Source organism: Pseudonocardia xinjiangensis (genome assembly GCF_012911925.1).
GTDB classification, from domain to species: Bacteria; Actinomycetota; Actinomycetes; order Mycobacteriales; family Pseudonocardiaceae; genus Pseudonocardia; species Pseudonocardia xinjiangensis.
In genome coordinates, this window is sequence record NZ_JAAXKY010000034.1 from 23699 (window position 1) to 37657 (window position 13959).

Annotated in this window: 13 protein-coding genes and 1 pseudogene; 8 read left to right on the top strand and 6 right to left on the bottom strand. The window is 68.5% G+C overall.

The genetic code is table 11. The annotated features are described in order from the left end of the window. Positions 1-96 precede the first annotated feature (96 nt). Complete coding sequence (locus HF577_RS13025) at positions 97-537, top strand: VOC family protein (RefSeq protein ID WP_169396077.1); 441 nt, start codon at positions 97-99, stop codon at positions 535-537. Between the two features lie 54 nt (positions 538-591). Here HF577_RS13025 and HF577_RS13030 read toward each other — a convergent pair whose 3' ends face one another. Continuing rightward, positions 592-1611, bottom strand: a complete 1020-nt coding sequence (locus HF577_RS13030) for a hypothetical protein (protein ID WP_169396078.1) — start codon at positions 1609-1611, stop codon at positions 592-594. Positions 1612-1716: 105 nt separating this feature from the next. Here HF577_RS13030 and HF577_RS13035 point away from each other — a divergent pair, with 105 nt between their 5' ends. Further along, positions 1717-2337, top strand: coding sequence for a TetR/AcrR family transcriptional regulator (locus HF577_RS13035; RefSeq protein WP_169396079.1), 621 nt, complete (start codon positions 1717-1719; stop codon positions 2335-2337). A 168-nt stretch (positions 2338-2505) separates the two neighbouring features. After that, positions 2506-3267 (top strand): annotated as a pseudogene (locus HF577_RS13040) (SDR family NAD(P)-dependent oxidoreductase). Positions 3268-3310: 43 nt separating this feature from the next. Here HF577_RS13040 and HF577_RS13045 read toward each other — a convergent pair. After that, positions 3311-3700: a nuclear transport factor 2 family protein gene (locus HF577_RS13045; protein WP_169396080.1), complete on the bottom strand. Its 390-nt coding sequence runs from the start codon at positions 3698-3700 to the stop codon at positions 3311-3313. Positions 3701-3775: 75 nt separating this feature from the next. Next, positions 3776-4165: a winged helix-turn-helix transcriptional regulator gene (locus HF577_RS13050; protein WP_312859111.1), complete on the bottom strand. Its 390-nt coding sequence runs from the start codon at positions 4163-4165 to the stop codon at positions 3776-3778. A gap of 88 nt (positions 4166-4253) precedes the next feature. Between HF577_RS13050 and HF577_RS13055 the strand changes: the two genes are divergently transcribed. The 4 genes from HF577_RS13055 to dnaE all read left to right on the top strand — a co-directional run bounded on the left by HF577_RS13055 (position 4254) and on the right by dnaE (position 10470). Then, positions 4254-5072, top strand: coding sequence for an NAD(P)H-binding protein (locus HF577_RS13055; protein WP_169396082.1), 819 nt, complete (start codon positions 4254-4256; stop codon positions 5070-5072). 217 nt (positions 5073-5289) lie between these two features. Beyond that, positions 5290-5988 carry an alpha/beta hydrolase gene (locus tag HF577_RS13060; RefSeq protein ID WP_169396083.1) on the top strand — a complete coding sequence of 233 codons (699 nt, stop codon included), beginning with the start codon at positions 5290-5292 and terminating at the stop codon, positions 5986-5988. 213 nt (positions 5989-6201) lie between these two features. Beyond that, positions 6202-6738: a GNAT family N-acetyltransferase gene (locus HF577_RS13065; protein ID WP_169396084.1), complete on the top strand. Its 537-nt coding sequence runs from the start codon at positions 6202-6204 to the stop codon at positions 6736-6738. A 168-nt stretch (positions 6739-6906) separates the two neighbouring features. Beyond that, the gene (gene dnaE, locus HF577_RS13070; protein ID WP_169396085.1) at positions 6907-10470 is read left to right on the top strand and encodes a DNA polymerase III subunit alpha; all 3564 of its coding nucleotides are present in this window, start codon (positions 6907-6909) and stop codon (positions 10468-10470) included. Positions 10471-10505: 35 nt separating this feature from the next. On the opposite strand, the gene HF577_RS13075 is transcribed toward dnaE, so the two are convergent. Both HF577_RS13075 and HF577_RS13080 read right to left on the bottom strand, forming a co-directional pair. Then, positions 10506-11075, bottom strand: coding sequence for a hypothetical protein (locus tag HF577_RS13075; RefSeq protein ID WP_169396053.1), 570 nt, complete (start codon positions 11073-11075; stop codon positions 10506-10508). Between the two features lie 197 nt (positions 11076-11272). Then, positions 11273-11734: a VOC family protein gene (locus HF577_RS13080; RefSeq protein ID WP_169396086.1), complete on the bottom strand. Its 462-nt coding sequence runs from the start codon at positions 11732-11734 to the stop codon at positions 11273-11275. Positions 11735-11803: 69 nt separating this feature from the next. Here HF577_RS13080 and HF577_RS13085 point away from each other — a divergent pair, with 69 nt between their 5' ends. Next, positions 11804-12796 (top strand): helix-turn-helix transcriptional regulator, encoded by a 993-nt coding sequence (locus tag HF577_RS13085; protein ID WP_211174214.1) that lies wholly within the window; start codon positions 11804-11806, stop codon positions 12794-12796. On the opposite strand, the gene HF577_RS13090 is transcribed toward HF577_RS13085, so the two are convergent. Continuing rightward, complete coding sequence (locus HF577_RS13090) at positions 12793-13875, bottom strand: aldo/keto reductase (protein ID WP_169396088.1); 1083 nt, start codon at positions 13873-13875, stop codon at positions 12793-12795. The two genes, HF577_RS13085 and HF577_RS13090, sit on opposite strands and share 4 nt — an antisense overlap. Positions 13876-13959: the final 84 nt, after the last annotated feature.

The following is a 13959-nucleotide window of genomic DNA, read 5'->3' on the forward strand; positions in this document are numbered from 1 at the left end:
CGGAGCCGGTCGCGAAGGTTGTCGAGAACGGCCTGACGGCTCCGTCTCAGTGCCGGATGCGGCCACCCTGGCCGTACAACACCGAGGAGACCTGGCGTGGCGATCCAGCGCATGGACAACGTTCTCATCGTCGTCGACGACCTCGATGCCGTCATCTCGTTCTTCGTCGAGCTCGGCATGGAGCTGGAGGGCAAGGGGCCAGTCGAGGGCCCTTGGGTGGAGCGTGTCATCGCGATCGACGACGTCCGGCAGGACATCGCGATGCTGCGGACCCCTGACGGCCACGGACGGATCGAGCTGGCGATGTTCCACACGCCGAAGGCGATCAGCTCCGAGCTGAAGGATGCACCGGCGAACACGCTGGGCATTCGCCGCATCATGTTCGCCGTCGACGACATCGAGGACGTCCTCGCCCGCCTGCGCACCCACGGCGCCGAACTCGTCGGCGAGGTGGCGCAGTTCGAGAACAGCTATCGGCTCTGCTACGTCCGTGGCCCCGAGGGCATCGTCGTCGGACTGGCCGAGCAGCTCAGCTGACGGCCACCGGAGGGACCGCGGATCGCCGTCCGGCCGGCGAGAGTGCCGAGTTCGTCATCGGTAGAAGTCGGCGATCGCGCTGAAGGCGAGCTTCGGTTCCCATGGCATGTCGGGGTAGGTGTCTCCGTAGCGGTCCTCGAAGACCTTGACGATGCCGTAGCTGGCAAGGTCGAGGTCCTCGCTCGGCATTCCGCCGGGACGGTGCGGGAAGTCGTGGAGCGCGAAGATGAACACGAAAGCACTGTCGACGCCTTCGGCATCGAAGACCTCCAGCAGCTCACGCACGTAGGAGGCCTGGCCGGCTTCGTCCCGGGCGTAGTCACCGTTCAGCCGGACCGGCCATCCCGTCTCCTTGTCGTACTCGACGATCTCCAGTCCGCGCGCACCCCGGTCGCCCGCGCCGCGGTAGCCGGCGGCACCGAACTCGGTGATCGCGACCGGCTTGCCCAGCGCGACCAGGCCCCGGACCCCGTCGGCGAACTGGTCGACGATCTCCTTCGAGCGGTAGAGGTCGACCGACACGAAGTCGAAGGGCGTCCAGTCGACGCGGTCGAGCGGCACCGAGGCGTACGTGATCTTGCCTCCGAACCGTTCGCGGACCACAGCGACGGCTGCGCCGAGGAAGTCGTTGACGCGGGCGCCGACCTGCGCGATCGCCTCGCGCGCCCGGTCCGATCGGATCAGGAGCGCCACCCGCTCGTCGGTGCTGTCGCCGGGCAGGAATCCGGGGTTCATCAAGCTCAGCTCGGCGCCGGTGACGAACACGACCTCGCCGCCCTGCCGCCGAAGCCGCTCCGCCCTCTCGGCGCAGTCGGCGAACAGCGACAACATCTCATCGGTGCTCAGCTCCAGAGGGTACGGGGAGAACCACACCTCAAGGCCCACGTCGATGGCGATCCTCGCTGCCGTCTCGATCCGCTCCGGATCGCCGCCGATCACGCGGACCGCGGTGCAGTGCAGATCGTCGTGGATGACGCGCAGCTCACGCTCGACCAGTGCCGGGTCGAAGGACACACGGGAGTTCACGCCCCGAAGGACGAACCCGGTGCTGTAGCTGATGCCTTTGGCGCGCATGGCGACCTCTCCTGTCGATTGGGTACTCACCGTACCCTATCTTGCGTCACGGAGCGACCACGTCGATGCTGGGGGGAACGAGCGGAACCGGATGCGAGGACGACCATGACGGACGACCCGGCCGAGCAGGTCCGGGGTGGACAGACGCGACGCCGGGGGGCGGCGCTGGAGCAAGCGATCCTGCGTGCCGCGGTCGACGAGATCACCGAGCACGGATACGCCGGGCTCACCATGGACCGGGTCGCCAGGAGAGCGGGCACCAACAAGAACGCGATCTACCGCCGCTGGCCGGACCGTCTCGCGCTGGGCATCGCCGCCTACAAGCAGCTGACCACCACGGTCCCCCTCCCGGACACCGGCCACCTGCGCGCGGATGCCCTCGAACTCCTACGCGGAGCGAACCGTCATTGGAGCTCCCCGCTCGGCATGATCCTGCGCGAACTGGTCTCCGCAGCCGGTGGCGCCTCGGGGCTCCTCACCCGACTGGCAGAACAGTCCGCCGACGCACTGGCCGCCCCCTGGCTGACCATCCTGGGCCGCGCGGTGGCACGTTGCGAGATCTCCCCGGAGGCACTTCACCCTCGGGTCGCCACCGTCGCCATCGTCCTGCTCCGCAACGAGTTCGTGGTGCGCGGAGTGCCGACCGTCCCCGACGACGTCCTCGTCGAGATCGTCGACGAGGTGTACCTGCCGCTCGTCCGGCAGCGCGGTGCGGCATCGACCTGATGCCCCATCCATTGACGAAATGATCCCGAACAGTGTTGATCATAGGTATTCCTTGCGCATTCCTGTGAGTTTCGTCGTATTCACTCTTGACCGGGCTGCCTACCCTGATCGAGCAACCAGAGGTGGTCCCACCAGGAGGAATACGTGATAAAAGATCGGTTCGCAGGAATGGTCGTAATCGTCACCGGGGCGGGGTCCGGAATCGGGGCGGCCACGGCCCACCGGTTCGCGGGCGAGGGAGCGACGGTGGTCGCAGTCGGACGTACCGCGGAGAAGCTGTAGAAGACCGTCGCGGACGCGGAAGGCACTGTCGAGGCCGTCGTGGGAGACGTGTCCGACATCGCTGCGATCACCACCGTCATCGACGATGCCGCCGCGCGGCACGGCCGGGTGGACGTGCTGGTCAACAACGCCGCGACGGCGGCGCTCGGCACGGTCGAGCAGGTGGATCCGGCGGCGTGGCGCGAGGTCATGGCGGTCGACGTCGACGGGGTCTTCTTCGCCTCTCGCGCCGCGCTTCCCCATCTGCGTGCCGTCGGTGGCTGCATCGTCAACGTCGGTTCGGTGTCGGGGCTCGGCGCCGACTGGGGCGTGGTCGCCTACAACACGGCCAAGGGCGCGGTGGTGAACCTGACCAACGCGATGGCGCTCGATCACGCGGAGCACGGCGTGCGGGTGAATGCGGTGCACCCCAGCCTCACCGTCACCGACATGGCAGCACCGAACCTGGAGAACGAGCAGGTGTTGGAAGCGTTCATGCAGCGGATCGCGTTGGGGCGACCCGCCCAGCCGTCCGAGGTCGCCTCCGTGATCGCCTTCCTGGCCAGTGCCGACGCCTCGTTCGTCACCGGTGCGAACATCCCGGTCGACGGAGGGGTGCGGGCGTCCAGCGGCCAGCCCCGGATGTTCTTGGACCCGACCGCCGGGTAGCTTCCTCAGGGCCCGAACGGGCCATCCCGTTTCCTTTTCGTACTCAATGATCTCCGGCCCGAGCACGCCCCGGGGTCTGCTGGTGGAACGTCAACCGCCACCCCGAGGGGCGCCGGACATAGAGGCTGCCGATCAGTGCCGCGTACTCGGGCCCGTGCCCGCGCCGGGCCACCACCTCGTAGGTGACGAGCCCGGTGTCCGTTGTCGGATGGTGCTCGGTCAGCCGTTCGATTCGGTACGTCGACCACGGGGGCCCGCTCATCGCCTCGATGATCGCGGCCCGGCCGTCGAGCACGAGCCCGCCGGGCAGCAGCATCATCACCGTATCGTCGAGCACCTCGCGATAGAACTCGGCGCCCGCCCCTTCGGTGGCCAGTGCCTGCCACCCCCGCTCCTCCAGATCGGCCGGTCCGCCTTCCTCATGAGTCCGCATGGGGCGCAATCCTGCCAACGCCCAGCGCTCCGGTCGTGGACGAAAGGGAACCCGGGATCACTCGATTTACAGCCCTCAGCTTCGACGGTTGTGAGCCTGTTGCCGTGCGTCGTAGTCCAGGCGTGCCCGGTCGACGTCGGCCAGGTTGACCGACCATTCGGCGAGCGTGGCGAACAGGGGCGCGAGGCTGCGCCCGAGCTCGGTGATCTCGTACTCCACCCGGGGTGGGATCTCGGGGTGGTGGGTGCGCACGACGAGCCCGTCGCGTTCCAGCTGCCGGAGCCGCTGCGTCAAGACCTTGGGCGTGATCGTGGTGATGCGGCGTTCGAGCTCCCCGAACCGTTGCCGCCCGTACTCGTGGAGCGTCCACAGGATCGGGGTGGTCCAGCGGCTGAAGACGATGTCCACCACGGGAGCGATCGGGCAGGCCTGCTCCGGAGCGACGGCCGATGTGGTTTCGATCACTTCACGCCCACTTTCCTCTGGGTACCTCCTGGTAGATCGAAAGTAGCGTCGCCGCGTCAGTTCAACCAGCGCGGACCAGGAGAAAGACATGATCGTGGTGACGGGAGCGACGGGCAACGTCGGGCAGCCGCTCACGCGGGCCCTTGTCGAAGCAGGCGAGGAAGTGACGGCCGTTTCCCGAAGGCCGGTCGACGTGCCGGCCGGAGTCCGGCACGTCCAGGCCGACCTGAGCGAACCGGAGAGCCTCGAGCCCGCCCTCGACGGTGCTGTCGCGTTGTTCGTCCTGACCTCCTCCGACTTCATGACGAACGGCGATCTCGGTGACGTCATGACCGCCGTGCGGGCGGCCGGCGTCCGGCGGGTCGTGCTGCTGTCCTCCCAGGGCGTCGGCTCCGGACGCCACCCCGCAGTGCTGGAGGACGCCGTCACGCAGTCCGGTCTGGACTGGACGATGCTGCGGCCGGGCAACTTCGACTCCAACACGTTCCAGTGGGCCGGCTCGGTCCGCGCACGACGGGTGGTCGCGGCGCCGTTCGGCGACGTCGCGTTGCCCGCCGTCGACCCGGCCGACATCGCCGAGGTGGCCGCCCTCGCCCTGCGCGAACCCGGCCACAACGGCGCGATCTACACGCTCACCGGGCCGGAACCGATCTCGCCGCGACAGCAGGTCGCGGCGATCGCAGACGCCCTGGGCGAGCCCGTGCGGTTCATGGAGCAGACCCGCGCAGAGGCGCGGGCCCGGATGCTGGATCACATGCCCGGGCCCGTCGTGGAGGCCACCCTCGCCATCCTCGGCGAACCGTCTGCCGCGGAGCAGCGCGTCAGCCCGGATGTGGAGCGGCTCCTCGGTCGTGCACCTCACACCTTCGCCGATTGGGCGTCGCGCAACGTCGCGGCGTTCACGTGACCCGCCAGGAGCCGCTGCCGGCCTCGCTCGGACTCTCGGTCGGCGTCCGATCTGAGTTTAGATCTAGTACTTCATCGAAACAAGGTCGATGTACAGTGCTCCCGTGATCACCACAGACTGCCCAGGGTTTCCATGACGCCGGTTCTGTCCTGTTTTCAGCCCTGGCCCGTTTGTGTTTGATCATCGTTAATCCGTTCGTTCCCGAACAGAGGTTCCCATGACACTTCCTGCACTCCTGCTCGTCCCCGGCGCCTGGCACAAGCCCGCGCACCTGCAGCACCTGATCGACGAGCTCGACGGCGTCGACGTCCACACCGTCTCCCTGACCAGCTGCGGCGACGATGTGAACACGCTCGGTGACATGTTCTCCGACGCCGCCGCCATCCGCGCCGCGGTCGATGCGATCGACGGTCCGGTGGTCGTCCTCGCGCATTCCTACGGCGGCATTCCGACCACGCAGGCACTCGCCGGTGCGAGCAATGTCCGACGCATCATCTACCTGGCGGCGTTCCAGCTCGATGCAGGTGAGTCCCTGCTCTCGAGCGTCGGGGGCAGCCCTGCGCCGTGGTGGGTGATGCACGAGCACGACGGGGGCGCCGGGGACTACATGACGGTCGACAACCCCGCCGACGTGTTCTACGGCGACGTCGACGCGGCCCTCACCGAGCAGGCCATCGCAGATCTGGGCTACCAGCGCTACGCCGGGAAGACCCAGGAGCTGACGGAGGCCGCGTGGAAGGGCATTCCGAGCACCTACATCCTGTGCGAGGCCGACAACGCCCTTCCGCCGTTCGCACAGGAGCTCTTCGCGAAGCGCGCCGAGAAGCTGCTGCGGCTCACCACCTCCCACTCCCCCTTCCTGTCGCAGCCGGCCGCACTCGCGCAGATGATCAAGGGTGAGCTCGCCTCCGTCTGAGGTGCACGCTTCCCGCAAGGTGTAGCTCCCCGTGCAAGGCCCGGAACGTCGCCGAAGCCGCTCCGGGCCGCGTAGAGCCGTGCCGTCCACACGGCAGGAGCCCGCGGCGGATGAGCTGATCGCGCTCGGCGACCTGGTACGCCCCGGCGGTGGCGGACCGTTCCACCGTCTTGTCCGCGGCTCCCCGGCCGCCTCGATCACTATCGTCACGGGGTGCCCGACCTGATCGCGCCCACCGCACGCCTGCACACCGCCTGGCTCGAGGCGCGTGACGACTGGGGTCCCGGCGTCCACGAGGACGGTTTCGGGCTGCGGCCGTCCGACGAGGTCGACTCGCCTGCCGGGTTCAGGGCCTGGGTCGCGCGACTCGTCGACGGGTCGGATCCGGCGAAGCCGGTGGAGGCCGGCCGGCTGCGGGCCACGTGCCGATGGATCGTCGAGGACGACCGGGTGCTCGGCGGGATCGCACTGCGGCACGGACCCGACGACCACGTGCTGCGGCTCGGCCACATCGGCTACGGCATCCGCCCGTCCGCGCGCCGACGCGGGCTGGCCACCTGGGCACTGGGCAGGATGCTCGGCGAGGCGCGGGGAATCGGCCTGGACCGGGTGCTGGTCGTCTGTGCGGCCGACAACATCGCCTCGGCGCGGACGATCGAGCGCAACGGCGGCGTCCTCGACGAGGTCCGGGATACCGGGCTCGGCGCCGTGCGGCGCTACTGGATCACGATCGGCGAGCCGGGCGCATGACTCCTCCCGGCGCCGAGGCGGCAGCCCCGGCCTGCGCGGCCCCGGACGCGCCGCCCACCCGTTCAGCCCCGAGCACAAGCCGCTTCGACGACGCGCGCCGGGACCTGGGAGGCGCGGGCCCGAAGGCCTGGTAGAACTGTCGGGCAGCGCGAGGGAGAGACGGGGCCTGTGGCGGATTCATTTGTTCACCTGCATGTGCACACCGAGTATTCGATGCTCGACGGCGCAGCGAAAGTAAATGCGCTGTTCAGCGAGGCCGAGCGCCTCGACATGCCTGCGGTGGCGATGACCGACCATGGCAACATGTACGGCTCTGCGGAATTCTACCGCCGCGCCACGAAGAGCAGCGTCAAACCGATCATCGGTATCGAGGCGTATCTCGCGCCGGCCAGCCGGCACATCAAGAAACCCATTTTCTGGGGCCAGGCGTCGCAGCGGGGTTCTGACGAGTTCGGTGAGGGCGGCGACGTCTCGGGCGCGGGCGCGTACACGCACATGACGATGGTGGCCCGCAACGCCACCGGCCTGCGGAACCTGTTCAGACTCTCCAGCCTGGCCTCGTTCGAGGGCTACTACCGCAAGCCGCGCATGGACCGCGAACTCGTCGCGGAACACGCGGAAGGAATCATCGCCACCACCGGCTGCCCATCCGGAGAAGTGCAGACCAGGCTACGTCTCGGCCAGGAAGCCGCAGCGCTGCAGGCGGCGAGCGACTACCGCGACATCTTCGGGCGGGAGAACTTCTTCCTCGAACTGATGGACCACGGCCTGCCGATCGAACGCTCGGTTCGCGAGGGCCTGCTCACGATCGCGAAGAAGCTCGATCTGCCGCCGGTCGCCACGAACGACTCGCATTATGTGACGAAGGATCAGGCCGAAGCGCATTCCGCTCTGCTGTGCGTGCAGTCGGGAAAGACCCTCGACGATCCGAACCGTTTCAAGTTCGACGGCGACGGCTACTACCTGAAGAGCGCGGCGGAGATGCGCGAATACTGGGACAAAGAAGTCCCGGGAGCCGCCGACAGCACTCTGCTGATCGCTGAACGCGTCGAGTCGTACGCCGAGGTCTACGCCGAGATCGACCGGATGCCGCGATTCCCGCTGCAGCCCGGCGAGACGGAAGACGACCTGCTCCGCGCGGACGTCGAGAAGTACACGCCGTCGCGATTCCCCAACGGCTTGTCAGCCGAATACAAAGAACGTATCGAGATCGAGCTCAGCGTGATCTCGAAGATGGGTTTCCCGGGCTACTTCCTGGTGGTCGGCGACCTGGTTCGCTGGGCCAAGTCCCAGAAGATCGCCGTCGGGCCCGGCCGGGGCTCGGCAACCGGTTCGCTCGTGGCCTACATCCTGCACATCACCGACCTGGACCCGATCGAGCACAAGCTCATCTTCGAGCGGTTCCTGAACCCGGAGCGGGTGAGCCCGCCCGACATCGACCTGGACTTCGACGAGCGCAGGCGCGGCGAGGTGATGCGCTACACCGTCGACAAGTGGGGCGAGGAGAACGTCGCCCAGGTCATCACCTTCGGCACGATCAAGACCAAGGCCGCGCTCAAGGACTCGGCCCGGGTTCTGCACGGGCAACCCGGTTTCTCCATCGCCGACCGGATCTCGAAGGCGCTCCCACCGCCTATCGCGGCGAAGGACATTCCGCTCTCCGGCATCTTCGACCCGACCCACGAGCGGTACGCGGAAGCCACGGAGGTCCGGACCCTCTCCGAGACCGACCCCGAGGTCGGCAAGATCATGTCCACCGCGCGCGGGCTGGAGGGACTGGTCCGCAACGCAGGCGTGCACGCCTGCGCGGTGATTCTGTCCTCCGAGCCGCTGCTCGACGTCATCCCGCTGTGGAAGCGCGACGACGGTTCTGTCATCACCGGATGGGACTTCCCGTCGTGTGAGGACATCGGCCTGCTGAAGATGGACTTCCTCGGGCTGCGCACTCTCACGGTTGTCGACGACGCGGTGAAAGCCGTCGCCGCGAACCACGGCATCGAGATCGACCTGCCGACGCTCAAACTGGACGACAAGAAGACCTACGAGCTGCTCACCCGCGGCGACACGCTCGGCGTGTTCCAGCTCGACGGCGGTGGGATGCGGACGCTGCTGAAGGCCATGGCGCCCACCCACTTCGGTGACATCGCCGCGGCGCTCGCGCTCTACCGGCCGGGCCCGATGGCCGCGAACGCGCACATGGACTACGCGGAGCGCTCGAACGGGCGGCAGAAGATCACTCCGATCCACCCGGAGCTCCAGGACGCGCTCGACCCCATCCTCGGCGAGACCTACCACCTGCTGGTCTACCAGGAGCAGGTGATGGCCATCGCCCAGCAGCTCGCCGGCTACAGCCTCGGCCAGGCCGACCTGCTGCGCCGCGCGATGGGCAAGAAGAAGAAGGAGATCATCGAGAAGGAGTTCGAGGGGTTCCGTGCCGGCATGACCGGCAAGGGCTTCTCGGCGGAGGCGTGCCAGACCCTCTGGGACGTCATGCTGCCCTTCGCCGGGTACGCCTTCAACAAGTCACACACCGCAGGCTACGGGCTCGTCGCGTACTGGACGGCCTACCTGAAGGCCAACTATCCGGTCGAGTTCATGGCTGCCCAGCTGACCTCGATCGGCGACAACAAGGACAAGTCGGCCGTCTACCTGGCCGAGTGCCGCCGGATGGGCATCAAGGTCCTCCCGCCGGACGTCAACGACTCCGACCTGTGGTTCTCCGCGGTCGGCGGCGATATCCGCTTCGGGCTCGGAGCGGTGCGCAACGTCGGCGCCAACGTCGTGGAAGCCATCATCGAGACCCGCAAGAACAAGGGCCGGTTCACCTCGTTCAGCGACTTCCTCGAGAAGGTCAGCCTGGTCTGCTGCAACAAGCGCACCATCGAGTCGCTGATCAAGGCAGGCGCATTCGACTCGTTCGGCCAGCCCCGCAAGTCGCTGCTGATGGTCCACGAGGATGCCGTCGACGCGGTCACCAACCTCAAGCGCCACGAGGAGCGCGGCCAGTTCGACCTGTTCGGCGGCATGGGTGACGGCCCGCCGCCCGCCGAGAGCTCGCCGCTCGCCCACCTGAAGATCGGTGACGAGGAGTGGCCGCGGAAGCAGATGCTCGCCTACGAGCGCGAGATGCTCGGGCTCTACGTCTCCGCGCATCCCCTCGACGGAACCGAGCGGATTCTGCGCAAGCACGCTCCGCGGCCCATCGCCGCGATCCTCGACGACCCGCCGAAGGAAGGTGAGGTCGCCATCGCCGGCATGATCGTCTCGGTCGACCGGCGGGTGAACAAGAAGGGCGAGCCCTGGGCGATCGTCACGATCGAAGACCTCGACGCCGCCATCGAGGTGCTGTTCTTCCCGAAGTCGTACCTCGCGATGCACGAGGACCTCATCGCCGACTCGGCCGTCGCGGTCAAGGGACGGGTCAACATCCGCGACGAACAACGGATGTCGGTCTTCGCGTCGGGAATCATCACTCTCGACGTGGCCGCCGCGCAGGCAGGCTTGGGTGAGGCGCCGCTCGTGCTCAAGGCCGACGCACTGAAACTGGACCACGCGGTGGTGTCGGAGCTGAAGTCGGCGCTCGTGGCGCATTCGGGCAGCACCCCGCTGACGCTGGTGCTGTGCTACCGGAACCGCGAGACACCACTGGCGATCGACGGATTTTCGGTGACGGTCTCCTCCGCCCTGCTCGGCGAGCTCAAGCACATCCCGGGAATCGCGGTCGCGTCGTAGGGACCGGAGATCGCCGAGCTAGGCAGGCGGCGGGCTCAGAGATCGGAGTTGGTGTCCTCGCAGAGAACGGTGACGCTGAGTTGCACCGGTTCGCTGGTGGGGTTGCTGTACGCGATGGTCGCGCCCTGGCGGTCCTGGAACTGAGCTGGGTAAGCGGGCCCGAAAGCAACTCCGGACGGGTCGGTGTATGAGATGTCCAGCCGGGTGTCGCCGGGATCGCAGTAGGCGCTGTCCTCGTTTGCGGGCGTGCCGGGGGCGGCCGTAATGATGTTCGACCTCGTGTACGTATCGGTCGGGGCGGGGGGAACCGTCGTCGTGGGAGGTGGCGTCGGCCTGGTCCGCTCCGCGCCATCGGGAACATTGACGCAGTTGCCGCTCTGCTCCTGGCTCACCAGCGGCGGAATCGGGGCGGGCGTCGTGGGCGGCAGCCCGTTGATCGTCTGCTCGTTGGTGCAACGGATGATCCCGTCCTGCTGGATGTCGTCGCGGTCGAACCAGAACCCGAACGATGTCGGCCCGCCACCACCGCGCTCACGGGCGCCGTGGTCGTTCGCGAACGCCAGCGGGCTCAGCGCGAGCATCCCTGCCGTGGCGGTGGCCGCCACGATTCCTGCCTTCTTCGACACAGACGTCTCCTCATGCGGGTCGGCAGACAATTCCGACGCTCTGATTCACCGCGCTTTGCCGGATAGCCCGGCGCCGTGCGGAAACTAGCGTGCACCGCATGACTAAACCAACAGCGCAACACCACTGAACGGGTGAGATACCGTCAGTCAGGATATTCATCCGACAGTGGTGTTTCTCAATCCAGGCAGAACTCGTTGCCCTCGGGGTCGGTCATCACGATCACGCCGGGGCTCAAGGGAGGAGCGGGCTCATCGCGCCGTATGCGCGTGGCCCCCAGCGCGACGAGCCGGTCGCACTCGGCCTCCAGCGCCGCCATCCGCTCGTCACCCCGCAATTCGGGAGCCACCCGGACATCGAGGTGGACGCGGTTCTTGGCGAGCTTGCCCTCCGGGACCTTCTGGAAGAACAGCCGGGGACCACGCCCCTCCGGGTCCTCGACTGCCGATCTCGTGGTGCGCTCCTCCTCCGGCACGCCGATCCGCACGAGGAAGTCGTCCCACGCGGCCATCGGGTCGGCGCCCTCGGGCAGATCGACGCCGGGCGGTCCGGGATGGACGTAGCCCAGCACGTCGCGCCAGAACGACGAGAGCGCCCGCGGGTCGTGGGCATCGAACGTGACCTGGATCTGTCGACTCATGGACATGACCCTGACACCCCTGGCGGACAGGATCGGTCCGCTATCTCGGGGAGGCTGGGCGACATGGGCATGGCGAGCGGTGCCGAGCGGGGGACGACGGAGCGGGTGCTCACCCTGCTCGGGCTGCTGCAGCAGCGTCCGGTCCGGACCGGCCCCGAGCTCGCCGAACGGCTCGGGGTCACGCCGCGCACGGTGCGGCGCGACGTCGAGCGGCTGCGCACGCTCGGCTATCCGGTGCACGCCGGCCAGGGTGTCGGTGGCGGCTACCGGCTCGGCCCGGGGCAGGACCTGCCGCCGCTGCTTCTCGACGATGAGGAGGCGATCGCCACCGCGGTCTCGCTGCTCGCCGGCGCGGGTGGCGCGGTCACCGGCGCCGGGGACGCCGCACTCCGGGCGCTGACCAAGCTCGACCAGGTGCTGCCCGTCCGGCTGCGGCACGAGGTGCGTGCGCTCGCCGGCTCGGTGGAGTCCTTCGGCGGTGGCCGCACGCCGATCGACCCCGAGGTGCTCACGACGTTGGCACGAGCCTGCCGGGACGAGGTCGAGGCCGGCTTCGACTACCCGTCCCGGAGCGAGCTGCGACGGCGGCGGGTCGAGCCCTACCGCCTGGTCGCCTCCGACCGGCGCTGGTACCTCCTCGCCTACGACCTCGATCGCGACGGCTGGCGCAGCTTCCGCGTCGACCGGATGACCGGCGTCTCGGCCCGGAGCTGGCGCTTCCGCCCGCGTGTGGCGCCGGACGCGGCGACCTACGTGCAAGAGGGTGTGGCGAGCCGGGCCTACCCGTACCAGGCGCGCTTCCTCGTGCACGCGCCGGCCGACACGGTGCGTGCGCAGGTCCCGGCGTCGGCGGCCGTCGTGGAGCCGCGGGGGAACGAGCTCTGCGAGGTGCTCAGCGGCGCCGGAAACCTCGACTTCCTGCTCATGCACGTGCTCCTGCTTGGGCACGACTTCGAGGTGCTCGACCCACCGGAGCTCGGGAGGCGCTGCCGCGTGCTGGCGGAGAGGCTGCTGTCGGCCGGTGCCACGAGTGCCGGTTCCGGCGACACCGATCTCGACTAGTAGCGGGTCCGGCTGCCGGCGAGCGGCGGGTTGGCCGCGTGGGTCACGCCGTCGACCGTCGCCCCTGCGAACTGCAGGATCGGCGCATGCGCGAGGTACTGGGCCGGGAACTCGAGCGCGGGCACCGAGACCGCATCAAGCCGGGCGCGCTGCACGTCGTCGAGCGTGACGTCCAGCGCGGTGAGGTTGGCCTGCAGCTGCTTCGGGGTGCGCGCGCCGAGCAGCGTCGACGCGACGCCGGGACGGCCCATCACCCACGCGATCGCGACCGCCGCAGGCGCCGCGCCGAGCTCGGCTGCCACCGCGTCGACCTCGTCGACCACGGCGCACTCGGCCTCGCTCGTCCCGCTGACCATCCCGGCGCGTCTGGAGTCCTCGGGCACCGCGCGGTCACGGCGGTACTTGCCCGACAGGTGCCCGTTCTTCAACGGGCTCCAGGGCATCACGCCCATGCCGTGCGCCCGGGCCATCGGGATCTGCGCGCCCTCGACGGTGCGCGCGAGCAACGAGTACTCCACCTGCAGCGCGACCACCGGCGACCAGCCGCGGAAGTGCGCGATGGTCTGCGCCTCGCTGGCGACCCACGCCGGGACGTCGGAGAAGCCGAGGTAGCGGACCTTGCCGTCGCGGACCAGGTCGTCGAGGGCCCGCAAGGTCTCCTCGATCGGCGTGCTGCGGTCCCAGTTGTGCAGCCACAGCAGGTCGACGTAGTCGGTCTGCAGGCGGCGCAGCGACTGCTCGCACTGTTCGATGAGCGACTTGCGCCCGGCGCCGCCGCCGTTGGGGTCGCCGAGGTGCAGGTTGCCGAAGAACTTCGTGCCGAGTACGACGCGGTCGCGCAGGCCCGGCCGGGCGGCGAGGAAGTCGCCGACGATCTTCTCGCTGTGGCCGTTGGTGTAGATGTTGGCGGTGTCGATGGAGTTGCCGCCGGCGTCGAGATAGGTCGACAGCAGCTGGTGGCTGGTCTCCGGGTCGGCGCCCCACCCCCAGTCCTCGCCGAAGGTCATCGTGCCGAGGGTGAGCGGGCTGACGCGCAGGCCGGAGCGGCCGAGGGTCACGTAGGAGTCGAGTGCAGGCATGCCCCCAGCACAGCACCGGACCGGCGAACCGCCGTAGACCGATCCTGCTCGATGAATGCACGATCCTGCCAACCGTCCCCGGAT

Excerpts from the sequence above, each read along its gene's own strand:
- HF577_RS13030 (WP_169396078.1), bottom strand. The coding sequence starts at position 1,611 with ATGCGCGCCAAAGGCATCAGCTACAGCACCGGGTTCGTCCTTCGGGGC.
- HF577_RS13035 (WP_169396079.1), top strand. The coding sequence starts at position 1,717 with ATGACGGACGACCCGGCCGAGCAGGTCCGGGGTGGACAGACGCGACGC.
- HF577_RS13045 (WP_169396080.1), bottom strand. The coding sequence starts at position 3,700 with ATGCGGACTCATGAGGAAGGCGGACCGGCCGATCTGGAGGAGCGGGGG.
- HF577_RS13055 (WP_169396082.1), top strand. The coding sequence starts at position 4,254 with ATGATCGTGGTGACGGGAGCGACGGGCAACGTCGGGCAGCCGCTCACG.
- HF577_RS13060 (WP_169396083.1), top strand. The coding sequence starts at position 5,290 with ATGACACTTCCTGCACTCCTGCTCGTCCCCGGCGCCTGGCACAAGCCC.
- HF577_RS13080 (WP_169396086.1), bottom strand. The coding sequence starts at position 11,734 with ATGAGTCGACAGATCCAGGTCACGTTCGATGCCCACGACCCGCGGGCG.
- HF577_RS13085 (WP_211174214.1), top strand. The coding sequence starts at position 11,804 with ATGGCGAGCGGTGCCGAGCGGGGGACGACGGAGCGGGTGCTCACCCTG.
- HF577_RS13090 (WP_169396088.1), bottom strand. The coding sequence starts at position 13,875 with ATGCCTGCACTCGACTCCTACGTGACCCTCGGCCGCTCCGGCCTGCGC.